The organism is Burkholderia sp. IDO3 (genome assembly GCF_003366075.1).
GTDB classification, from domain to species: Bacteria; Pseudomonadota; Gammaproteobacteria; order Burkholderiales; family Burkholderiaceae; genus Burkholderia; species Burkholderia anthina.
Map to the genome: position 1 here is coordinate 1,789,956 of NZ_CP028963.1, position 21,893 is coordinate 1,811,848.

General features: G+C 65.7%; 15 protein-coding genes. 12 read left to right on the forward strand and 3 right to left on the reverse strand.

All coding sequences use genetic code 11. The features are described 5' to 3' along the window. Positions 1–221 precede the first annotated feature (221 nt). The 7 genes from DCN14_RS22990 to DCN14_RS23020 all read left to right on the forward strand — a co-directional run bounded on the left by DCN14_RS22990 (position 222) and on the right by DCN14_RS23020 (position 9,624). Positions 222–2,144: a PrkA family serine protein kinase gene (locus tag DCN14_RS22990; protein ID WP_096505402.1), complete on the forward strand. Its 1,923-nt coding sequence runs from the start codon at positions 222–224 to the stop codon at positions 2,142–2,144. Between the two features lie 125 nt (positions 2,145–2,269). Then, positions 2,270–3,538, forward strand: coding sequence for a YeaH/YhbH family protein (locus tag DCN14_RS22995; protein WP_096505400.1), 1,269 nt, complete (start codon positions 2,270–2,272; stop codon positions 3,536–3,538). Then, positions 3,535–5,214, forward strand: a complete 1,680-nt coding sequence (locus tag DCN14_RS23000; protein ID WP_096505398.1) for a SpoVR family protein — start codon at positions 3,535–3,537, stop codon at positions 5,212–5,214. The genes DCN14_RS22995 and DCN14_RS23000 overlap by 4 nt, the downstream gene beginning before the upstream one ends. A 233-nt stretch (positions 5,215–5,447) precedes the next feature. Continuing rightward, a complete protein-coding gene (locus tag DCN14_RS23005) occupies positions 5,448–6,752 on the forward strand; it encodes an MFS family transporter (protein ID WP_096505396.1) in 1,305 nt (434 codons plus the stop codon). Positions 6,753–7,241: 489 nt separating this feature from the next. Continuing rightward, on the forward strand, positions 7,242–8,057 hold the full coding sequence (locus DCN14_RS23010; protein WP_096505474.1) for an ABC transporter substrate-binding protein: 816 nt from the start codon (positions 7,242–7,244) through the stop codon (positions 8,055–8,057). Positions 8,058–8,173: 116 nt separating this feature from the next. Continuing rightward, on the forward strand, positions 8,174–8,896 hold the full coding sequence (locus tag DCN14_RS23015; protein ID WP_096505394.1) for an amino acid ABC transporter permease: 723 nt from the start codon (positions 8,174–8,176) through the stop codon (positions 8,894–8,896). A gap of 2 nt (positions 8,897–8,898) precedes the next feature. Further along, a complete protein-coding gene (locus tag DCN14_RS23020; RefSeq protein ID WP_096505392.1) occupies positions 8,899–9,624 on the forward strand; it encodes an amino acid ABC transporter permease in 726 nt (241 codons plus the stop codon). Between the two features lie 136 nt (positions 9,625–9,760). Here DCN14_RS23020 and DCN14_RS23025 read toward each other — a convergent pair whose 3' ends face one another. Then, the gene (locus DCN14_RS23025) at positions 9,761–11,038 is read right to left on the reverse strand and encodes a M23 family metallopeptidase (protein ID WP_096505390.1); all 1,278 of its coding nucleotides are present in this window, start codon (positions 11,036–11,038) and stop codon (positions 9,761–9,763) included. 330 nt (positions 11,039–11,368) lie between these two features. Continuing rightward, positions 11,369–12,016 (reverse strand): TetR family transcriptional regulator, encoded by a 648-nt coding sequence (locus DCN14_RS23030; RefSeq protein ID WP_096505388.1) that lies wholly within the window; start codon positions 12,014–12,016, stop codon positions 11,369–11,371. 149 nt (positions 12,017–12,165) lie between these two features. Here DCN14_RS23030 and DCN14_RS23035 point away from each other — a divergent pair, with 149 nt between their 5' ends. Genes DCN14_RS23035 through DCN14_RS23045 form a run of 3 tightly spaced genes read left to right on the forward strand, consistent with a single transcriptional unit; the run spans position 12,166 to position 17,958 of the window. Further along, the gene (locus tag DCN14_RS23035; protein WP_096505386.1) at positions 12,166–13,353 is read left to right on the forward strand and encodes a MexX/AxyX family multidrug efflux RND transporter periplasmic adaptor subunit; all 1,188 of its coding nucleotides are present in this window, start codon (positions 12,166–12,168) and stop codon (positions 13,351–13,353) included. Between the two features lie 19 nt (positions 13,354–13,372). After that, positions 13,373–16,510: a multidrug efflux RND transporter permease subunit gene (locus tag DCN14_RS23040; protein ID WP_096505384.1), complete on the forward strand. Its 3,138-nt coding sequence runs from the start codon at positions 13,373–13,375 to the stop codon at positions 16,508–16,510. After that, the gene (locus tag DCN14_RS23045; RefSeq protein ID WP_096505472.1) at positions 16,510–17,958 is read left to right on the forward strand and encodes an efflux transporter outer membrane subunit; all 1,449 of its coding nucleotides are present in this window, start codon (positions 16,510–16,512) and stop codon (positions 17,956–17,958) included. The genes DCN14_RS23040 and DCN14_RS23045 overlap by 1 nt, the downstream gene beginning before the upstream one ends. A 440-nt stretch (positions 17,959–18,398) precedes the next feature. Here the strand turns inward: DCN14_RS23045 and DCN14_RS38085 are convergent, their stop codons facing one another. Continuing rightward, positions 18,399–18,536, reverse strand: coding sequence for a hypothetical protein (locus tag DCN14_RS38085; RefSeq protein ID WP_162826236.1), 138 nt, complete (start codon positions 18,534–18,536; stop codon positions 18,399–18,401). A gap of 260 nt (positions 18,537–18,796) precedes the next feature. Between DCN14_RS38085 and DCN14_RS23050 the strand changes: the two genes are divergently transcribed. Beyond that, entirely contained in the window at positions 18,797–19,309 is a 513-nt protein-coding gene (locus DCN14_RS23050; RefSeq protein WP_096505382.1) for a fimbrial protein, read from the forward strand. Positions 19,310–19,431: 122 nt separating this feature from the next. Then, positions 19,432–21,885, forward strand: coding sequence for a fimbria/pilus outer membrane usher protein (locus DCN14_RS23055; protein ID WP_096505380.1), 2,454 nt, complete (start codon positions 19,432–19,434; stop codon positions 21,883–21,885). Positions 21,886–21,893 lie beyond the last annotated feature (8 nt).

Consider the following 21,893-nt stretch of genomic DNA (forward strand, 5'->3'; position numbering starts at 1 on the left):
GATGCTCGACGAGACATCGCGGATGCAGTTTCTGCGGCTCGGGAGATCGATTGTAAAGCGTGGAAATGCATTGTCCAACCGGTGTTGTCGAGAATGACGAACTTCATACGAAGAGTTCGTGAAAAAAAAACAGAAAGGGTTTAGGATGAATTCGAACGCGCTTGCTTCTGCGCAGTCATACGAAGGCAAGCACGTCTTCAGACTCAGGCGAGGGAGGTAGCATGGATATTTACAGCAGCTTCGCGAACCGCTTCGAAAAAACGCGAGAGGAAGAGCTCTCGCTGGAGGAGTATCTCGCGCTCTGCAAGAACGATCCGTCAGCGTACGCCACGGCCGGCGAACGCATGCTGGCTGCAATCGGGGAACCAGAACAAATCGATACCCGCAACGACCCGCGCCTGTCGCGGATCTTTGCGAACAAGGTTATCAAGGTCTATCCCGCGTTCCGTGAGTTCTACGGAATGGAGGAAGTGATCGAGCAGGTCGTCGCTTACTTCCGGCACGCCGCGCAAGGGCTCGAAGAGAAGAAGCAGATCCTCTACCTGCTCGGCCCGGTGGGCGGCGGCAAGTCGTCGATCGCCGAGCGCCTGAAGCAACTGATGGAGCGCGTGCCGTTCTATTCGCTGAAGGGTTCGCCCGTCAACGAATCGCCGCTCGGGCTGTTCGACTACGACGAGGACGGCCCGATCCTCGAAGAGCAATACGGCATTCCGCGCCGCTACCTGAAGAGCATCCTGAGTCCGTGGGCCGTCAAGCGCCTGCATGAATACAACGGCGACATCCGCCAGTTCCGCGTGGTGCGCCGCTATCCGTCGATCCTGCGGCAGGTCGGCATCGCGAAGACTGAGCCTGGTGACGAGAACAATCAGGACATCTCGTCGCTCGTCGGCAAGGTCGACATCCGCAAGCTCGAACAGTACGCACAGGACGATGCCGACGCATACAGCTACTCCGGCGGCCTGTGCCTGGCGAACCAGGGCTTGCTCGAATTCGTCGAAATGTTCAAGGCGCCGATCAAGGTGCTGCACCCGCTGCTGACCGCCACGCAGGAAGGCAACTTCAAGGGTACCGAAGGTTTCGGCGCGATTCCGTTCGACGGCGTGATTCTCGCGCACTCGAACGAGTCGGAATGGAAGGCCTTCCGCAACAACCGCAACAACGAGGCACTGCTCGACCGGATCTTCGTCGTGAAGGTGCCGTACTGCCTGCGCGTGTCGGAAGAGACGAAGATCTACGAGAAGCTGATCCGCAATTCGTCGCTGGCCGAGGCCGTGTGCGCGCCGGGCACGCTGAAGATGATGTCGCAGTTCTCGGTGCTGTCGCGCCTGCACGAACCGGAGAATTCGAGCCTGTTCTCGAAGATGCAGGTGTACGACGGCGAAAACCTGAAGGACACCGATCCGAAAGCGAAGTCGTACCAGGAGTACCGCGACTACGCGGGCGTGGACGAAGGGATGACGGGCGTGTCGACACGCTTCGCGTTCAAGATCCTGTCGCGCGTGTTCAACTTCGATTCGAGCGAGGTCGCGGCCAACCCGGTGCACCTGATGTACGTGCTCGAACAGCAGATCGAACGCGAGCAGTTCCCGCCGGAAACGGAGCAGAAATACCTGTCGTTCGTGAAGGACGTGCTCGCGTCGCGCTATGCGGAGTTCATCGGCAAGGAGATCCAGACGGCTTACCTCGAATCGTATTCGGAGTACGGGCAGAACATCTTCGATCGCTACGTCACGTATGCGGACTTCTGGATTCAGGACCAGGAATTCCGCGATCACGACACGGGCGAGAGCTTCGACCGCGCCGCGCTGAACGCGGAGCTGGAGAAGATCGAGAAGCCGGCCGGGATCAGCAATCCGAAGGATTACCGCAACGAGATCGTGAACTTCGTGTTGCGCGCACGGGCGGCCAACGCCGGCAAGAACCCCGTGTGGACGAGCTACGAGAAGTTGCGTGTCGTGATCGAGAAGAAGATGTTCTCGAATACCGAGGAACTGTTGCCGGTCATTTCGTTCAACGCGAAGGGGTCGGCAGAGGAGCAGCGCAAGCATGAGGACTTTGTGAACCGGATGGTCGCGAAGGGCTATACGCCGAAGCAGGTGAGGCTGCTTTGCGACTGGTACCTGCGCGTGCGCAAGTCGTCATGACGCGCGCGGTACCGCGCCCGTGCGGTTCGTCCGCGCGGGCGCCTTCAGAGGCGCCGCCCGCATGACGGCAGACGGCATGCGCGGCGAGTGCCCCGGCAGATCGACTTTCGAGCGGGAGACCGGGAGTGCTTCATCAAATCATCGACCGCAGGCTGGCCGGCAAGAACAAGAGCATCGCCAATCGCGAACGCTTTCTGCGTCGCGTCAAGAACTACATTCGTCGTGCCGTGTCCGACGCGGTGCGCGACCGTAGCATCAAGGATATCCAGAGCACGCAGAGCATCACGATCCCGCGCAAGGACATCGCCGAGCCGAATTTCCGGCACGGGCCGGGCGGGCGCCGCGAGTACGTGCACCCGGGCAACGAGGACTACATCCGCGGCGACAAGATTCCGCGCCCGCAAGGCGGCTCGGGCGGCGGCGGCAGTCAGGCGAGCAACGAGGGCGAAGGTCAGGACGACTTCGTGTTCGAGCTGTCCCGCGACGAATTCATGCAGTATTTCTTCGACGATCTCGAACTGCCGCGCCTCGTGAAGACGCACCTGTTGACGGTGCCGAGCTGGAAGAACGTGCGCGCGGGCTGGTCGGCGGAAGGCACGCCGAACAACATCGACGTCGTGCGTTCGCTCAGGAGCGCGCTCGGCCGGCGCATCGCGCTCGGCTCGCCGCTCGTCAACGAGCTGCGCGAACTCGAGGCGCAGCTCGAGGCGCTGAAGAACGACACCGAGGACCGTCGCACGGAAATCGCCGCGCTCGAAGCCGAGATCCATCACCTGAAAGGGCGCATCTGGCGAATTCCGTTCATCGATCCGTTCGACCTGCGCTACATCAATCGCGTGAAGCAGCCGCAGCCGTCGAGCCAGGCCGTGATGTTCTGCCTGATGGACGTATCGGGTTCGATGGACGAGCAGCGCAAGGATCTCGCGAAGCGCTTCTTCATCCTGCTGTACCTGTTCCTGAAGCGCAACTACGAGCGCATCGAGGTCGTGTTCATCCGCCACCATACGCGTGCCGAGGAAGTCGACGAGGACACCTTCTTCCATTCGACCGAAAGCGGCGGCACGGTGGTGTCGAGCGCGCTCGAGCTGATGCGCAAGGTGATGAACGAGCGCTATTCGCCGACGGAGTGGAACATCTACGGTGCGCAGGCGTCGGACGGCGACAACTGGACCGACGATTCGCCGAAGTGTCGCAAAATGCTGGAAGAGGATATCCTCACCAAGACGCGCTACTTCGCGTATATCCAGGTCGCACCGGAAGAGCAGAACCTGTGGCTAGAGTACGCGCAACTGGCGCTGTCGCAACCGCATCTCGCGATGAAAAAGGTCGAATCGGCTGCCGACATTTACCCGGTGTTTCGCGAATTGTTCGAAAAACAGGTGGAAATGTCATGACGACCCGCCACCTGCACAACGAGTCGCGCGGCTATGCGCCGCGCCCTTCCGGCGACGACACGGGCGGCCCTGCCGCATCGCAGCAAAGCGGCCGGACCGACGCGTCGGCGCCGGCCGCCGACTTGCCCGGAGCCGGGCAAAAGGAAGCGCGTATGAACGTTGCCGAACGCAAGCCGCTGCCGTGCCCGTCCGACTGGACGTTCGAACTGCTCGAGGAATACGACACGCACATCGCGCAGGTCGCCGAGCAATACGAGCTCGACATCTATCCGATCCAGCTCGAACTGATCAGCGCCGAGCAGATGATGGATGCCTACGCGTCGGTCGGGATGCCGGTCAACTACCGGCACTGGTCGTTCGGCAAGCACTTCCTCGCGACCGAGAAGAGCTATCGCCGCGGCCAGATGGGCCTCGCGTACGAAATCGTCATCAATTCGAATCCGTGCATCGCGTATCTGATGGAAGAAAACACGATGACGATGCAGGCGCTCGTCATCGCGCACGCGGCGTACGGACACAACTCGTTCTTCAAGGGCAACTACCTGTTCCGGCTGTGGACCGACGCGCACGCGATCATCGACTATCTCGTGTACGCGAAGAATTACGTCGCCGAATGCGAGGAGCGCTACGGGCTCGATCGCGTCGAGGAACTGCTCGATTCATGCCATGCGCTGATGAACTATGGCGTCGACCGCTACAAGCGGCCGCAGAAACCGTCGCTGTCGAAGGAAGCCGCGCTGCGGCGCGAACGCGAGGCGTATCTGCAGTCGCAGGTCAACGAGCTGTGGCGCACGCTGCCGGGCAAGAAGCCCGAGCTGACCGAGGAGCAGGAAGAGCGCTATCCGCCGGAGCCGCAGGAGAACCTGCTGTATTTCGCGGAGAAGAACGCGCCGCTGCTCGAACCGTGGGAGCGGGAAGTGATCCGCATCGTGCGCAAGATCGGCCAGTACTTCTATCCGCAGCGGCAGACGCAGGTGATGAACGAAGGCTGGGCGACGTTCTGGCACTACACGCTGCTGAACACGCTGTACAACCAGGGCAAGCTGGAAGACGGCTTCATGATGGAGTTCCTCCATTCGCACAGCAACGTGGTCTACCAGCCGCCCGTCACGAAGCCGTACTACAGCGGGATCAATCCGTATGCGCTCGGCTTCTCGATGATGAGCGACATCCGGCGGATCTGCGAGTCGCCGACGGAAGAGGACTACAAGTGGTTTCCGGAGATCGCGGGCACACCATGGCTGCCGGCGATGCACTACGCGATGCGCAACTTCAAGGACGAGAGCTTCATCGCGCAGTATCTGTCGCCGAACCTGATTCGCGAGATGCGGCTCTTCTCGGTGCTCGACGACGACATGCGCGATTCGCTCGAGGTGTCGGCGATCCACGACGAATCCGGCTATCAGTATGTGCGGCAGGCACTGTCGCGGCAGTACGACATCCATCATCGCGAACCGAACATCCAGGTGTGGGCGGTGAACACGCGCGGCGACCGCAGTCTCACGCTGCGTCACTTCATGACCGACAACCGCCATCTGTCGAACGACAGCGACGAAGTGCTCAAGCACATGGCGCGGCTCTGGCAGTTCGACGTGTTCCTGGAAAGCGTCGACGAGGCCGGCACCGTGCGCAAGCGCTACGAGTGCCGCTACGTGCCGCCGGAGGTGCACGTCTGAGCGTCGATCGAACATTGTTTGCATGAAACGCCAGCCTGAGGGCTGGCGTTTTCATATGACGAGCGCGCGACGAGAGAAAAATTTTCTACATCCGGACGAACCCGGAGAGCCTGTTACTTTACATTTCGCTAAAATCCCGTAGCGCCGTGCGCCGGAACCGGTGCCACGTGCGACCGCACGCGGCGGCCCCCAGCCGTCTCGCCCAGAAAGTACTAAAAGGAACAGACCCATCCATGGACGTCCAGACCGACCAAGCTGCGCTGTCCGCGCACGACACCCGGCGGCGCGTGTTCGCCATCGTCGGCGCCTCATCGGGCAACCTCGTCGAGTGGTTCGACTTCTATATCTACTCGTTCTGCGCGCTGTATTTCGCACCGGCATTCTTCCCGAGCGGCAATACGACGACGCAGTTGCTGAACACGGCCGGCGTGTTCGCGGCGGGCTTCCTGATGCGTCCGATCGGCGGCTGGCTGTTCGGCCGCATCGCCGACCGGCACGGGCGCCGCGCGGCGATGATGATCTCGGTGCTGATGATGTGCGGCGGTTCGCTCGTGATCGCGGTGCTGCCGACCTATGCGCAGATCGGCGCGCTGGCGCCGGCGCTGCTGCTGGTCGCGCGGCTGTTCCAGGGCCTGTCGGTGGGCGGCGAATACGGCACGAGCGCGACCTACATGAGCGAGGTCGCGCTGAAGGGGCGGCGCGGCTTCTTCGCGTCGTTCCAGTACGTGACGCTGATCGGCGGCCAGCTGTGCGCGCTGCTGGTGCTCGTGATCCTGCAGCAGACGCTGTCGCATGACGAACTGAAGGCGTGGGGCTGGCGGATTCCGTTCGTCTGCGGTGCGGCCGCCGCGCTGATCTCGCTGTACCTGCGCAAGTCGCTCGACGAAACGTCGACGAGCGCGTCGCGCGACAAGAAGGACGCCGGCACGATTCGCGGCGTGTGGCAGCACAAGGGCGCGTTTTTCACGGTGGTCGGCTTCACGGCCGGCGGCTCGCTGATCTTCTACACGTTCACGACGTACATGCAGAAGTACCTGGTGAACACGGCCGGCATGCATGCGAAGACGGCCAGCAACGTGATGACCGTCGCGCTGCTCGTCTACATGCTGATGCAGCCGGTGTTCGGCGCGCTGTCCGACAAGATCGGCCGCCGCACGTCGATGATCCTGTTCGGTGCGTTCGCGGTGATCGGCACGGTGCCGCTGATGCATACGCTGAAGACGGTGACGAGCCCGGTGGCCGCGTTCGTGCTGATCACGATCGCGCTGGCGATCGTCAGCTTCTACACGTCGATCAGCGGCCTGATCAAGGCCGAGATGTTTCCGCCGGAAGTGCGCGCGATGGGCGTCGGCCTGTCGTATGCGGTCGCGAACGCGATCTTCGGCGGCTCGGCCGAGTACGTCGCGCTGTGGTTCAAGTCGATCGGCAGCGAGGAAACCTTCTACTGGTACGTGACGGTGCTGTGCGCGATCTCGCTGATCGTGTCGTGGCGGATGCGCGATCCGAGCAAGGAAGGGTATCTGCGTCACGAACCGTGATCGATCGGGCCGCCCGGCCGATGCGGCCGGGTCGTCCGCTGCGGCATGCAACACGGCAGCATGCCGTACGCAGCACCTGATACGACGGCGCTCCGCCATGCAGGCGGCGCGCCGTTTTTTCATCCGGCGCGGGATCGCACGCACGCGTGCAAGCTCATCGCGGCCTCCGCGATATCGATATCGGAATCGCTTCGTTGTCGGCCGCGGGCGATGCTTTTATTCTGAACCCGTAGTTCGTGTGACACCTCCTTGACTGGGATTCTCGCCCGCTGCGTGCAGCGGGCGTCTTTTTTTGTGCTCGGGATTCGTGTGCCCGCGACCTGCGCGCCTCATCACGAATGCCGCAGAGCAAAGCACCATTTGTTGGTTCGGATTCGCCGCACGCGCTGATACGTTAGCGGCTTCGCGACAACACGCTGCGTCGCGATGTTCCTCGAACCGGCCGCCGCGCGATCCGCGGCGGCCTTCATAACAAATCAGGTCGTGCTCATGAAAATCCACACTCTCGCTACGTGGCTCGTCGGCGCCGCACTCGTGACGGCCGGCACGGTCGCGCATGCGGACCGGCTCGACGACATCAAGAAGGCCGGCGTGCTGCGCGTCGCGACGTTCGACAGCAATCCGCCGTTCGGCTATGTCGACGGCAAGAGCAATCACATCGTCGGCCTCGACGTCGACTATGCGAAGGCGCTGGCCGACAAGCTCGGCGTGAAGCTTCAGATTCAGCCGACCAACCCGGCGAACCGCATTCCGTTCCTGACCTCCGGCAAGGTCGATCTGGTGCTCGCCAACTTCACGATCACCGACGAGCGCGCGAAGCAGGTCGACTTCAGCATTCCGTATTTCTCGTCGGGCCAGCAGTTCCTCGCGAAGAAGGGCGTGCTGAAATCGGCCGACCAGCTGAACGGCCTGCGCGTCGGCGCGGACAAGGGCACGACGAACGAAATCACGCTGCGCGAGAAATACCCGAAGGCGACGATCGTCGCGTATGACGACACGCCGTTCGCGTTCGCCGCGCTGCGCGCCGGCAACGTGCAGGCGATCACGCAGGACGGGCCGAAGCTGATCGGCCTGCTTGCGAACGTGCCCGATAAGCAGAACTACGAGATCCCGGCGTTCACGATCTCGAACGACTACATGGGTGTCGGCGTGCCGAAGGGCGAGACGCGCCTGCTCGGCTTCGTGAACGACACGCTCAAGGGGCTCGAGGCGAACGGCCGCGCGGGGCAGATCTACGACGCGTGGTTCGGGCCGACGACGAAGACGCCGCTCACGCGCATCTTCCGTATCGGCGACAAGACCTGAGCCGAGCGCGACGCGCGCCGCGTTTCCGCCGCCGGCCGGGCCGGCGTGCGCGGTTCGCGGCGTTTTCCGTTCTTATCCGTCTCTTCTTATCGCGCGTTTCGCGCGCGCACCACGGCATGCTCGGGTTGGCTCCCAAATATCTGTCCTGGCTCTGGCAGGGCTTTCTGCTGACGCTCGGTCTCTCGGCCGCGTCGGCCATCGCCGCGACCGTCGGCGGGCTGTTGCTCGCGGTGATGCGGCATGCGCGCGGCAACGCGCTGCGCATGCTGGCGACCGGTTACGTCGTTGCGTTCCGCAATACGCCGCTGCTCGTGCAACTGCTGTTCTGGTATTTCGGCGTCGCGTCGCTGCTGCCCGACACGTGGACCGCGTGGCTGAACGCGCGCCATGAAGTGAACGTGGGGCCGCTCACGCTCGCGTGGCCGTCGTTCGAATTCGTCGCGGGCTGGATCGGGCTGAGCGCGTACACGACCGCGTTCGTCGCCGAAGAGTGCGAAGCGGGCCTGCGCGGCGTGCGCCGCGCGCAGCACGACGCGGCCGCGGCGCTGGGTCTCACGCCGATGCAGTCGCTGCGCTACGTGGTGCTGCCGCAGGCCGTGCGCATCGCGCTGCCGCCGCTGTTCGGTCAATACATGAATCTCGTGAAGAATTCGTCGCTCGCGATGGCGATCGGCGTGGCCGAGCTGTCGTACGCATCGCGGCAGGTCGAGACGGAAACGTTCAAGACGTTTGCCGCGTTCGGCGTCGCGACCGTGCTGTACGTCGCCGCGGCCGCCGCGATCGAGGCCGGCGCATACGCGGCCACGCAATGGCGCGACCGGCTCGGGGCAGGGCGCTGACGATGGATTTCTCGCTGCTGCTCTCCAACCTGCCGTATCTGCTCGTGGGTGCGTTCCCGGACGGCCCGCTCGGCGGTGCCGCGCTGTCGCTCGTGCTGGCGATCGCGTCGGCGCTTGCGTCGGCCGTGCTCGGTGTGGCGCTCGGCGTCGCCATGGCCCTCGCGCGCGGCCCGGCACGCGTGCTGTTGCTCGCGTTCATCGGCTTCTTTCGCGCGATTCCGGTGCTGATGCTGATCTTCTGGACGTACTTCCTGATGCCGATGCTGCTGCACATGGACGTGCCGGGGCTCGCGACGGTCGTCTGCGCGCTGGCCCTGATCGGCGGCGCGTATCTCGCGCACGCGGTGCATGCGGGCATCGTCGCGGCCGGCGACGGGCAGTGGCAGGCCGGGCTGTCGCTCGGGCTCACGCGCTGGCAGACGGTGCGCTACGTGCTGCTGCCGCAGGCGATCCGGATCATGACGCCGTCGTTCGTCAACCAGTGGGTCGCGCTCGTGAAGGACACGTCGCTCGCGTATATCGTCGGCGTGCCGGAACTGTCGTTCGTCGCGACGCAGGTGAACAACCGGCTGATGATCTATCCGGCGCCGATCTTCCTGTTCGTCGCGGCGATCTATCTGGTGCTGTGCACGTCGCTCGACGGCGCCGCGCGCTGGCTGCTGACGCGTCGTCCGCGCGCGGAACGCATTGCGCAGGCGACAACCGGGCGCACGGAATCGGCGAGGTGACGGCGCGCCGCACTCGGGCACGCATGGCCGATGCGTGCGGCCGATTCCCGGGCGTGATGGACGGTGTGATGGTCTGCGGATAACCCGCGGCATGCCGCGCCGCCGCCGCGCGAGCGGCGACAGGCGGATTGGCGCATCAGGATGCGCTGTAGCTCGAATTGAAGACCGCGCGCAGCGTGGACGGGCCGGTTGCGAAGTCGCCCCACAGCGGGCCGTCGCCCTGTGCGAACGCGAACGGCGACGTATTGATCGACGCGAGGCGGCCGCGCCATTGCGCCGCTTCCTGGCGGAACGCGGTGAGCTGCATGTCGGAGAGCCCCGTCTGCGCGTTCGCAAGCGTGACGAGCGGATCGACCGGGTCGTTCGCGATCCGCACTTCGAAGTGCAGGTGCGGGCCGGTGGCCGCGCCGGTCATCCCGACGGAACCGATGCGCTGGCCCTGCTTCACGGTTTCGCCCGTCTTCAGCCCGCGCGCGTACGCGGACAGGTGGGCGTAGTACGTCGAATAGCCGTCGGCGTGATCGACGATCACGTAGTGGCCGTAGCCGCCCGGGTCGGTGCCGACGAACGACACGACGCCGTCGGCCGCCGCATTGACGGGCGTGCCGGTCGGCGCGGCGAGATCGACGCCGGTATGGAACGCCATCGCCTGCGACAGCGGGTGGATGCGTTCGCCGAAGAACGAGCTGATGCGCGTCCACGCGACCGGCATCGTGAACGCGGCCGCTTCGAGCGGCGCGCCGTCGAGCGTGTAGTACGCGCCGTGCCCGGCGCCCGGCGCGCGGAACCAGATCGCGCCGAACGTGCGGCCCGCGACGCGCAGCTCGAGTGCCGTGAGGTGCGGCGTGCCGTTGTCCGTGTCGTACGCGAGGCGGTAGTAGTCGCCGCGCTGCGCGCTCGCGCGCATCGCGACCTTGCCGGTGACGATATCGCCAAGCTGGATACGCACTTCGGGCGGCACGTCCAGGCGATTCAGCGTATCGGACAGCGTGAGTTCGATGTCGCCGGCACGCATCCCGTGCTGGTGCTCGGGCGGCGCGAACCGGAACAGGCTCGCATAGCCGAGCATGTCGTTACGGTGCGCGCTGAGCGGGGCGAACAGGCCCGGTTGCGGATTCCGGTCGTTGCGTCCATTGAGTTCGTTGCGCTCGCCGATCGTGCGCGCGAGCTCGCTCGTCACGAAATGCTGCGCGGTAGGAAACGGCGTGTCGGACAGCACGCGCTGCGGCAGCGCGGCGGTGCCGAAATCGACGGCGCCCGGCAGTTGCGAGACGGCCGGCAGTGCGGCGGCGAGACCGAAGGCGGCGAGGGCGCCGAGCACGGCGGCCGGCACGAGCGCACGCACGAGGCGCTGCGCGCGGCCGGGCGCGAAAGCATCAGGAGTTGCGGCAGGCTTGACCAAAAGTGTCCACATCCAGGAAAACGGTTCAAAGAGGTGTGGGCAGGAGCCGTCGGCGGCACATCCGTCGGGCGACGACGGGGCGGGGCGACGGGCGTGCAACAAAACAGGCCCTCCGAAGGGCCTGTGTCGTTTCCGTTCGACCCAACTCGCGGGCAGGCCCGCTTCGAACGGCGGCGTGGGTTTGCCGGGTCGAACCCGACTTGTCACGAAGACGCTAAAGAAAGATGACCGCGTCAGTCTACCGATGTTCCGCAAAATGTTAAAAATTTTAAAGAGGGTCGGCTCATTCGTTTCGCACTGCGGTAAATCGGGAGTGATCGGCATTTGTTGCGCCGTTTTTCGTCAATCTGGCAATTTTTGCGCGCGCCCGCGCAGCGCGGCGGAGGTGCGGACCGCATCGAAACCGGCGTCGAGCATCGCTTCGGCGTCGTTCCACAGATTCCCGCGCAGCCGGTTGGTCCAGATCATCGACGCGAACACGCCTTCGAGCAGCGACACGAGATAGACGGCCGCGAGATGCACGTCGAGCTCGGCCGCGAGTTCGCCGGCCGCGATCGCGCGGCGCAGCAGCGCCTTCGCGATGCGCAGCATCTGCAGCTCGAGCAGCATCCGGCGCCGTTGCAGCGCGCCGTTCTCCTCGCTCTGTTCGCACTTCGTATAGAGGATCACCAGCACGCGCTGCATCGCGCCAGGCTCGCCGCATTGCTGCAGATAGTGCGACGCGGCGCGGCGCAGCGTGCCGAACGCGGGAAGGGTGTCGCCCGCGTCGAAGCCTTCGGACGTGCGCGCGAACGCGCGGTCGCACATCGCCAGACACACTTCCATCTTGTTGCGGTAATGCCCGTAGACGGCGCCGCGCGACATGCCGGCGGCCTCGGCGAGATCCGCCATCGCCGTCTGCGCGACGCCTTTCTCGAGCAGCACGAGCTCGGCGGCGTCGAGGATCCGGTGCTTGATGGCGAGCGATTCTTCCCGGGTCTTGCGGGCCATGTCGTGAATTTCCTTACAGTTTGCTGTCGTTTTATTGAGACAGTATGACGGACGGATGACACATGCACATATTTAATCAGTCATGACTGATTATAATCGGCCACCCTGAGCCGCCGCATTGTATCGGCGGCGAACGATCGAGATCACACATGAATAACAAACGTTCGTTGTCGCGCCGCGCCCGGCTGGCGCCGTTCGCGCTCGCGGCCCTGCTGGTCGTGGCCGGCTGCGGAAAGGGCGAAAAGGACAAGGCGCCGGAGGCCATCCAGAGCGCGACGGTCGTGACCGTCCGTCCCACGGCCGTGCCGATGACCGTCGAGTTGCCGGGCCGGCTCGACGCCTACCGGCAGGCGGAAGTGCGCGCCCGGGTCGCGGGCATCGTCACCGCGCGTACTTACGAGGAAGGCCAGGAAGTGAAGCAGGGCGCGGTGCTGTTCCGCATCGATCCCGCGCCGCTGAAAGCCGCGCGCGACGCCGCGCAGGCCGCGCTCGCGAAAGCGCAGGCCGCCGCGCTGGCGGCAAGCGACAAGCGCCGCCGTTACGACGATCTGGTGCGCGACCGCGCGGTCAGCGAGCGCGATCACACCGAGGCCGTCGCCGGCGATACGCAGGCGAAGGCCGACGTCGCGTCCGCGAAGGCGGAGCTCGCCCGCGCGCAGCTGCAGCTCGACTATGCGACCGTCACGGCGCCGATCGCGGGCCGTGCGCGCCGCGCACTCGTGACCGAAGGCGCGCTCGTCGGCCAGGATCAGGCGACGCCGCTCACGACCGTCGAGCAGCTCGACCCGATCTACGTGAACTTCTCGCAGCCGGCCGCCGACGTCGATGCGTTGCGCCGCGCGGTGAAAAGCGGACGCGCGACGGGCATCGCACAGCACGACGTCGCGGTGACGCTGTTGCGCGCCGACGGCACGGCGTATCCGCTGAAGGGCAAGCTGCTGTTCAGCGATCTCGCGGTCGATCCGACCACCGATACGGTCGCGATGCGCGCGCTGTTCCCGAATCCCGAGCGCGAGCTGCTGCCCGGTGCGTACGTGCGGATCGCGCTGGATGCGGCCGTCGACCAGCGCGCGATTCGCGTGCCGCGCGATGCGCTGCTGCGCACGACCGATCGCACGTCGGTGCGCGTGGTCGATGCGGGCGGCAACGTGAAGGACGTCGAAGTCGTCGCCGACCAGATGAGCGGCCGCGACTGGCGCATCACGCGCGGGCTCGCGGGCGGCGAGCGCGTGATCGTCGACAACGCCGCCCAATTCGCGCCCGGCACGCCCGTCAAGCCCGTCGAAAAGGCATCGCCGACGCAGGCCGCATCACAGGCGGCCGCCCGTCAAACCTGACCGGTCCGGATAAACCAACATGGCACGTTTCTTCATCGATCGCCCCGTGTTCGCATGGGTGATCGCTCTCTTCATCATGCTCGGCGGCGCGTTCGCGATTCGCGCGCTGCCGGTCGCGCAGTATCCGGACATCGCGCCGCCCGTCGTCAGCATCTATGCGACGTATCCGGGCGCGTCCGCGCAGGTCGTCGAGGAATCGGTGACCGCGCTGATCGAGCGCGAGATGAACGGCGCACCGGGGCTGCTGTATACGTCCGCGACGAGCAGCGCGGGGATGGCGTCGCTGTCCCTGACCTTCAAGCAGGGCGTGAATGCCGATCTCGCGGCCGTCGAAGTGCAGAACCGGCTGAAGACGGTCGAGGCGCGCTTGCCCGAACCCGTGCGCCGCGACGGCATCCAGGTCGAGAAGGCGGCCGACAACATCCAGCTCGTCGTGTCGCTGACGTCGGACGACGGCCGCATGACCGACGTGCAGCTCGGCGAATACGCGTCGGCGAACGTCGTGCAGGCGCTGCGCCGCGTCGACGGCGTCGGCAAGGTGCAGTTCTGGGGCGCCGAATATGCGATGCGGATCTGGCCCGACCCGGTGAAGATGGCCGGGCACAACCTCACCGCCTCCGACATCGCGTCGGCCGTGCGCGCGCACAACGCGCGCGTGACGGTGGGCGACATCGGCCGCAGCGCGGTGCCGGACAGCGCGCCGATCGCGGCGACGGTGTTCGCCGACGCGCCGCTGAAGACGCCGGCCGATTTCGGCGCGATCGCACTGCGCACGCAACCCGATGGCTCGGCGCTGTACCTGCGCGACGTCGCGCGCGTCGAATTCGGCGGCAACGACTACAACTATCCGTCGTACGTGAACGGCAAGGTCGCGACCGGCATGGGCATCAAGCTCGCGCCGGGCTCGAACGCGGTGGCGACCGAGCGGCGCGTGCGCGCGGCGATGGACGAGCTGTCCGCGTATTTCCCGCCCGGCGTGAAATACCAGATCCCGTACGAGACGTCGTCGTTCGTGCGCGTGTCGATGAACAAGGTCGTCACGACGCTGATCGAGGCCGGCGTGCTGGTGTTCCTCGTGATGTTCCTGTTCATGCAGAACCTGCGCGCGACGCTGATCCCGACGCTCGTCGTGCCGGTCGCGCTCGCGGGCACGTTCGGCGTGATGTATACGGCCGGCTTCTCGATCAACGTGCTGACGATGTTCGGGATGGTGCTCGCGATCGGCATCCTCGTCGACGATGCGATCGTCGTCGTCGAGAACGTCGAGCGGCTGATGGTCGAGGAAGGGCTCGGCCCCTATGACGCGACCGTGAAGGCGATGCGGCAGATCAGCGGCGCGATCGTCGGCATCACGGTGGTGCTGACCTCGGTGTTCGTGCCGATGGCGTTCTTCGGCGGCGCGGTCGGCAACATCTATCGGCAGTTCGCGCTCGCGCTCGCGGTATCGATCGGCTTCTCCGCGTTCCTCGCGCTGTCGCTGACACCCGCGTTGTGCGCGACGCTGCTCAAGCCCGTGTCCGGCGACCATCACGAGAAGCGCGGCTTCTTCGGCGGGTTCAACCGCTTCGTCGCGCGTTCGACGCAGCGTTATGCGACGCGCGTCGGCGCGATGCTGAAGCAGCCGCTGCGCTGGCTGGTCGTGTACGGCGCGCTGACCGCGGCCGCGGCGCTGATGCTCACGCAGCTGCCGAGCGCGTTCCTGCCCGACGAGGACCAGGGCAACTTCATGGTGATGGTGATCCGCCCGCAAGGCACGCCGCTCGCGGAAACGATGCAAAGCGTGCGCGAGGTCGAGGCGTACATCCGGCACGACGAGCCGGCCGCCTACACGTTCGCGCTCGGCGGCTTCAACCTGTACGGCGAGGGGCCGAACGGCGGGATGATCTTCGTCACGCTGAAGCCCTGGCAGGCGCGCAAGGCCGAACGCGATCACGTGCAGGCGATCGTCGCGCGCGTGAACGAGCGCTTCGCGCATACGCCGAACACGACGGTGTTCGCGATGAACTCGCCGGCGCTGCCCGATCTCGGTTCGACGAGCGGCTTCGACTTCCGGCTGCAGAATCGCGGCGGGCTCGACTACGCGGCATTCAGCGCCGCGCGCGAGCAGCTGCTCGCGGCGGGCGGCAAGGATCCGGCGCTCACCGACCTGATGTTCGCGGGCACGCAGGACGCGCCGCAACTGAAGCTCGACATCGATCGCGCGAAGGCGTCGGCGCTCGGCGTGTCGATGGACGAGATCAACACGACGCTCGCGGTGATGTTCGGCTCCGACTATATCGGCGACTTCATGCACGGCACGCAGGTGCGCCGCGTGGTCGTGCAGGCCGACGGGCGGCACCGGCTCGATCCGGACGACGTGAAGAAGCTGCGCGTGCGCAACGCGCGCGGCGAGATGGTGCCGCTCGCCGCGTTCACGACCTTGCACTGGACGCTCGGGCCGCCGCAGCTCACGCGCTACAACGGCTATCCGTCGTTCACGATCAACGGCTCGGCCGCGCCGGGCCACAGCAGCGGCGAAGCGATGAGCGCGATCGAGCGGCTCGCCGGGAAGCTGCCGGCCGGCGTCGGCCACGCGTGGTCGGGGCAGTCGTTCGAGGAGCGGCTGTCGGGCGCGCAGGCGCCGATGCTGTTCGCGCTGTCGGTGCTCGTCGTGTTTCTCGCGCTCGCGGCGCTGTACGAGAGCTGGTCGATCCCGTTCGCGGTGATGCTGGTCGTCCCGCTCGGCGTGATCGGCGCGGTGCTGGGCGTCACGCTGCGCGGGATGCCCAACGACATCTATTTCAAGGTGGGGCTGATCGCGACGATCGGGTTGTCCGCGAAGAACGCGATCCTGATCGTCGAAGTCGCGAAGGACCTGGTCGCGCAGCGCATGCCACTCGTCGACGCCGCGCTCGAGGCCGCACGCCTGCGGCTGCGGCCGATCGTGATGACGTCGCTCGCGTTCGGGGTCGGCGTGCTGCCGCTCGCGTTCGCGTCGGGCGCCGCATCCGGCGCGCAGATGGCGATCGGCACCGGCGTGCTCGGCGGCGTGATCACGGCGACGGTGCTCGCGGTGTTTCTCGTCCCGCTGTTTTTCGTGATCGTCGGCCGCCTGTTCGACGTCGGCCCGCGCCGACGCGGCGGCGCGCAGCCGGCGACGATGGAGGGTTCGCAATGATGTTTGCGTGGAATGCACGCGCGACGCTGAAGGTTCAACTGGCGCTGGCCGCGGCGCTCGCGCTCGCGGGCTGCTCGCTCGCGCCGCGTTACGAGCGGCCGGCAGCGCCGGTGCCGGGCAGCTACGCGCCGGTCGACGACGGCGCCGCAGCCGCCGCGACGTCGGCCGATGCCGCGCTGCTCGACGACTGGCGCGGGTACTTCACCGATCCGGCGCTGCAGGCATGGATCGACGCGGCGCTCGCGAACAATCGCGATCTGCGGATCGCTGCCGCACGGCTCGACGAAGCGCGCGCGCTGTACGGCGTGCAGCGTGCGGACCTGATGCCGTCGGTCGATGCGAATCTCGGCTACGAGCGCACGCGCCAGTACGACCCGGTCGTGCGCGAGAGCGCGGTAAGCGGGCTGTATCGTGCGGGCGTCGGCGTCAGCGCGTACGAACTCGATCTGTTCGGCCGTGTGCGCAGTCTTTCCGATGCGGCGCTGGCCGAGTATTTCGCGACGGCCGACGCGCAGCGTACGGTGCGCATCGGCGTGATTGCCGAAGTCGCCGGTGCGTACGTGTCGGAGCGTTCGTTGCACGCGCAACTGGCGCTGGCGCGGCGCACGCTCGACGCACGGGAACACATCGCATCGCTCACGCAACGTCGCTACGCGGCCGGCACGAGCGATGCGATCGAGCTGCGTTCGGCGCAGATGCTCGTCGCCTCCGCACGTGCGTCGCAGGCCGCGCTGGCGCGCGAACACGTGCAGGCCGTGCGAGCGCTGCAATGGCTCGCGGGCGACTTCGCCCGCAACGTGCCGGCCGACGGCACCGCGCTCGACACGCTCGCGATAGCGCCGGTGGCGCCCGGCGCACCGAGCGCGCTGCTCGAACGGCGGCCGGACATCCGGCAGGCCGAGGCGCGGCTCAAGGCCGCGAACGCGCAGATCGGCGCGGCGCGCGCGGCGTTCTTTCCGCGCATCGCGCTGACGACCGACTACGGCTCGGTCAGCGACGCGTTCTCGGGCCTGTTCGCGGGCGGCACGAGCGTGTGGACCTTCGCGCCGCGCATCACGCTGCCGCTCTTCGCGGGCGGGCGCAATCGCGCGAATCTCGACGTCGCGAACGCACGCAAGCACATCGCGGTCGCGGAATACGAGAAGATCGTGCAGACCGCATTCCGCGAAGTGGCCGACGCGTTTGCCGCGCGCGGCTGGATCGACCGGCAACTGGACGCGCAGCAGGACGTCCATGCGGCGGACGGCGCGCGGCTGAAGCTCGCCGAGCGCCGCTATGCGGGCGGTGTGGCGACCTATCTCGAACTGCTCGACGCGCAGCGCAGCACGTACGAGTCGGGACAGGAGCTGATCCAACTCAAGGCGCTCAGACTCGCGAACGCGATCGCGCTGTATCGCGCGCTGGGCGGCGGGTGGGCGCCGGCATCGGCCGACGCGTCTGCCGCGTGATGTCGTAGCCGTACACGGCGACAGGGCGGCGACGCGCGGTGACGCGTCGTCGCTGCCCTCGTTGGCGTGGCATTGCTTCTGTCGACGCATCGGCAGAAAGCGGCGACGCGCGCAGCCGTGCGTCGTCATCCCCATTCTTCCTTCCGGTGATCGGCCTGAAGCGTCGCCTTCGGCTCGTCAGGGGCGCGGCGACCGATCGTGTCGCCGCACGGCACGAATCCGCGCCGACTTTCTTCCTTTCTCTTTCTCCGTGTCGATGCGCCGATTGTCCCGGCGGCGCGTGGCATTACGTACGATTTTTGAAACCGAATTGACGACTCGATTGATTTGCGTATTGAAAATAATGATGGCGGCAAAGTGTCGCGGTGAAACGTTTGTATCGATTCGCAATCGTTTGCGTATCGGATTCGGGCTGACGTAAATCGATCATTAATTTCCTGTCATTTGAGAATGTCCGGATGTTTTCGTTGCGACTCGACAACGGTGGCGGTATTGGACAGGGTTTTGTCATTTGGGTGAATGCATCCTGTCAAGCCAATACCCGCAAGGGAAGGCAGGCGAGGAGCGGCCTCGATCATGAAAAGTCCTTGATTTTCAATCGACTCACGGAAATGAAAAAGGACTGCAAAAGAAAATATCGAAATTGAAAATTGCAGGGAGGCAATTCATCCAAAACAGTGAAGACCGGGCAATGTCATTTTCAATTTAACAATGCTTTACAGAATTCTTTCATTGTTATCTCGATAATGCCGCCTCGTGTCGGACGGGAGCCAACCACACGCTGCCTTTTGTATCCGCCACGTCGTCCATTCGCATCGCAACCTACACGGAAAACATGATGAAAAAATCCCTCCTGACCGCTGTCGCACTCGCCGCCCTGTCCACGTCGGCCTTCGCGGACGGCACCGGCACGATCAACTTCACGGGCGAGATCGTCGCGGGCGCATGCGGCATCGATTCGGGCTCGGACAACCAGACCGTGAACCTCGGCAAGGTGCCGACGCACGTGTTCAAGCAGGCCGGCGACAAGTCCAAGCCGACCACCTTCGACATCCAGCTGACCGACTGCGACACCAGCATCGCGCAGAACGCGTACTTCACGTTCACGGGCACGTCGAGCTCGGGCCAGCCGAAGCTGCTCGCGACGATCGGTTCGGCCACCAACGTCGGCATCCGCCTGCAGGCTGCATCGGGCGAATACCTCGACAACGGCGCCGAGCAAAAGGCACCGACGCTCCTGCAGAACGGCACCAACGTCGCACGCTTCGCGGCCATGTACGAAGCGACGGCAGCCGGCGTGACGCCGGGTACCGCCGACGGCGTCGCGAACTTCACGGTCCGCTACCAATAAGCGTCCGCACCGGGGAAGGGGTGCGCGCACCCTTTCTCCTTCTTTCTTTCCCTCCCGCCTTTCTTCGTCGGACTTCCCGATAGCACCGCGTGCGAATCAGACATTCCTTCCTTTGCGTCTCCGTGCTGGTCGTCGGCAGCCAGAGCCATGCGACGGAATTCAATTCATCGTTTCTGAACATCGACGGCTCGAACAATGTCGACCTGTCGCAGTTCTCGCAGCCCGATTTCACGCTGCCGGGCGAGTACATGCTGGACGTGCAGGTCAACGACCTGTTCTACGGGCTGCAGGCGATCGAGTTCGTCGCCGTCGACGATTCTGGCGCGGGCAAGCCGTGCCTGCCTCCGGCGCTTGTCGCGCAGTTCGGGCTGAAGCGCTCGCTCGCGAAGGATCTGCCGCGCTTCCAGGGCGGCCGCTGTGTCGATCTGGGCGCGATCGAAGGCGCGACGGTGCGTTACCTGAAAAGCGACGGGCGGCTCAAGATCACGATTCCGCAGGCCGCGCTCGAATTCACCGATTCGACCTACCTGCCGCCGGAGCGCTGGTCCGAAGGGATTCCGGGCGCGATGCTCGACTATCGCGTGATCGCGAACACGAACCGCAATTTCGGGACGAGCGGCACGCAGACGAATTCGATCCAGGCCTACGGGACGATCGGCGCGAACTGGGATGCATGGCGCTTTCGCGGCGACTACCAGGCGCAGTCGAACGTCGGCAGCGCGGCGTACGCGGACCGCACGTTCCGCTTCAGCCGGCTCTATGCGTTTCGCGCGCTGCCGTCGATCCAGTCGACGGTGACGTTCGGCGACGACTACCTGAGCTCCGACATCTTCGATACGTTCGCGCTGACGGGCGCGTCGATCCGCAGCGACGATCGCATGCTGCCGCCTTCGCTGCGCGGCTATGCGCCGCTGATCTCGGGCGTCGCGCGCACCAATGCGACCGTGACCGTGTCGCAGGCGGGCCGCGTGCTGTACGTGACGCGCGTGTCGCCGGGCGCGTTCGCACTGCAGAACGTCAACACGAGCGTGCAGGGCACGCTCGACGTCGCGGTCGAGGAAGAGGACGGCAGCGTACAGCGCTTCCAGGTGACGACGGCCGCCGTGCCGTTCCTCGCGCGCACCGGCCAGCTCCGCTACAAGGCCGCGCTCGGCAAGCCGCGCCAGTTCGGCGGCGCCGGCATCACGCCGTTCTTCGGTTTCGGCGAAGCCGCATACGGGCTGCCGTTCGACGTGACCATCTACGGCGGCTTCATCGCCGCGTCGGGCTATACGTCGATCGCGCTCGGCGTCGGCCGCGATTTCGGCGCGTTCGGTGCGGTGTCGGCCGACGTCACGCATGCGCGCGCACGCCTGTGGTGGAACGGCGCGACGCGCAACGGCAACTCGTACCGCGTGAACTATTCGAAGCACTTCGACGGGCTGGATGCCGACGTGCGCTTCTTCGGCTATCGCTTCTCCGAGCGCGAATACACGAACTTCGCGCAATTCTCGGGCGACCCGACCGCGTACGGCCTGGCCAACAGCAAGCAGCGCTACTCGGCGACGATGTCGAAGCGTTTCGGCGACACGTCGACCTACTTTTCGTACGACCAGACGACCTACTGGACGCGCGCGTCGGAGCAACGCGTCGGCCTGACGCTCACGCGCGCGTTCTCGATCGGCACGCTGCGCCACCTGAACGTCAGCGTGTCGGCATTTCGCACGCAGAGCGCGGGCGCGAGCGGCAACCAGTTCTCGGTCACCGCGACGCTGCCGATCGGCGGGCGCCACACCGTCACGTCGAACCTGACGACGGGCAGCGGCAGCACGAGCGTGAACGCGGGCTACATCTACGACGATCCGGACGGCCGCACGTACCAGGTCAACGCGGGGGCGACCGACGGCCGCGCCGCGGCGAACGCGAGCTTCCGCCAGCGCACGTCGGCGTACCAGCTCACCGCGCAGGCGTCGACGGTCGCGAACGCGTATGCGGCCGCGTCGCTCGAGCTCGACGGCTCGCTCGTCGCGACGCAGTACGGCGTGTCCGCCCACTCGAACGGCAACGCGGGCGACACGCGCCTGCTGGTGTCGACCGACGGCGTGCCCGACGTGCCGCTGTCCGGCACGCTCACGCACACCGATTCGCGCGGCTATGCGGTGCTCGACGGGATCTCGCCGTACAACGTGTACGACGCGACGGTCAACGTCGAAAAGCTGCCGCTCGAGGTGCAGGTGTCGAACCCGATCCAGCGCATGGTGCTGACCGACGGCGCGATCGGCTTCGCGAAGTTTTCCGCCGCGCGCGGCAGCAACCTGTACCTGACGCTGACCGATGCGCCTGGCAAGCCGTTGCCGTTCGGCGCATCGGTGCAGGACGCGGCGAACGGCAAGGAGCTCGGCATCGTGGGCGAGGGCGGCACCGCTTTCCTGACCCAGGTGCAGCCGAAATCCGTGCTCGCGGTGCGGGCGGGCGAACGCACGCTCTGCACGGTCGACACGCTGCCGAACCAGCTCCAACTCGAAGGCACGCCGATTCCGGTCACGTGCCGGACGCCCGGCGAGCCGCATGCAGCGGCCGCGCGGAACGAACGATGAATTCACGG

Excerpts from the sequence above, each read along its gene's own strand:
- DCN14_RS23005 (WP_096505396.1), top strand. The coding sequence starts at position 5,448 with ATGGACGTCCAGACCGACCAAGCTGCGCTGTCCGCGCACGACACCCGG.
- DCN14_RS23040 (WP_096505384.1), top strand. The coding sequence starts at position 13,373 with ATGGCACGTTTCTTCATCGATCGCCCCGTGTTCGCATGGGTGATCGCT.
- DCN14_RS23050 (WP_096505382.1), top strand. The coding sequence starts at position 18,797 with ATGAAAAAATCCCTCCTGACCGCTGTCGCACTCGCCGCCCTGTCCACG.
- DCN14_RS23030 (WP_096505388.1), bottom strand. The coding sequence starts at position 12,016 with ATGGCCCGCAAGACCCGGGAAGAATCGCTCGCCATCAAGCACCGGATC.
- DCN14_RS38085 (WP_162826236.1), bottom strand. The coding sequence starts at position 18,536 with ATGATCGAGGCCGCTCCTCGCCTGCCTTCCCTTGCGGGTATTGGCTTG.
- DCN14_RS23035 (WP_096505386.1), top strand. The coding sequence starts at position 12,166 with ATGAATAACAAACGTTCGTTGTCGCGCCGCGCCCGGCTGGCGCCGTTC.
- DCN14_RS23045 (WP_096505472.1), top strand. The coding sequence starts at position 16,510 with ATGTTTGCGTGGAATGCACGCGCGACGCTGAAGGTTCAACTGGCGCTG.
- DCN14_RS23015 (WP_096505394.1), top strand. The coding sequence starts at position 8,174 with ATGCTCGGGTTGGCTCCCAAATATCTGTCCTGGCTCTGGCAGGGCTTT.
- DCN14_RS23010 (WP_096505474.1), top strand. The coding sequence starts at position 7,242 with ATGAAAATCCACACTCTCGCTACGTGGCTCGTCGGCGCCGCACTCGTG.
- DCN14_RS23000 (WP_096505398.1), top strand. The coding sequence starts at position 3,535 with ATGACGACCCGCCACCTGCACAACGAGTCGCGCGGCTATGCGCCGCGC.
- DCN14_RS23025 (WP_096505390.1), bottom strand. The coding sequence starts at position 11,038 with ATGTGGACACTTTTGGTCAAGCCTGCCGCAACTCCTGATGCTTTCGCG.
- DCN14_RS23020 (WP_096505392.1), top strand. The coding sequence starts at position 8,899 with ATGGATTTCTCGCTGCTGCTCTCCAACCTGCCGTATCTGCTCGTGGGT.
- DCN14_RS22990 (WP_096505402.1), top strand. The coding sequence starts at position 222 with ATGGATATTTACAGCAGCTTCGCGAACCGCTTCGAAAAAACGCGAGAG.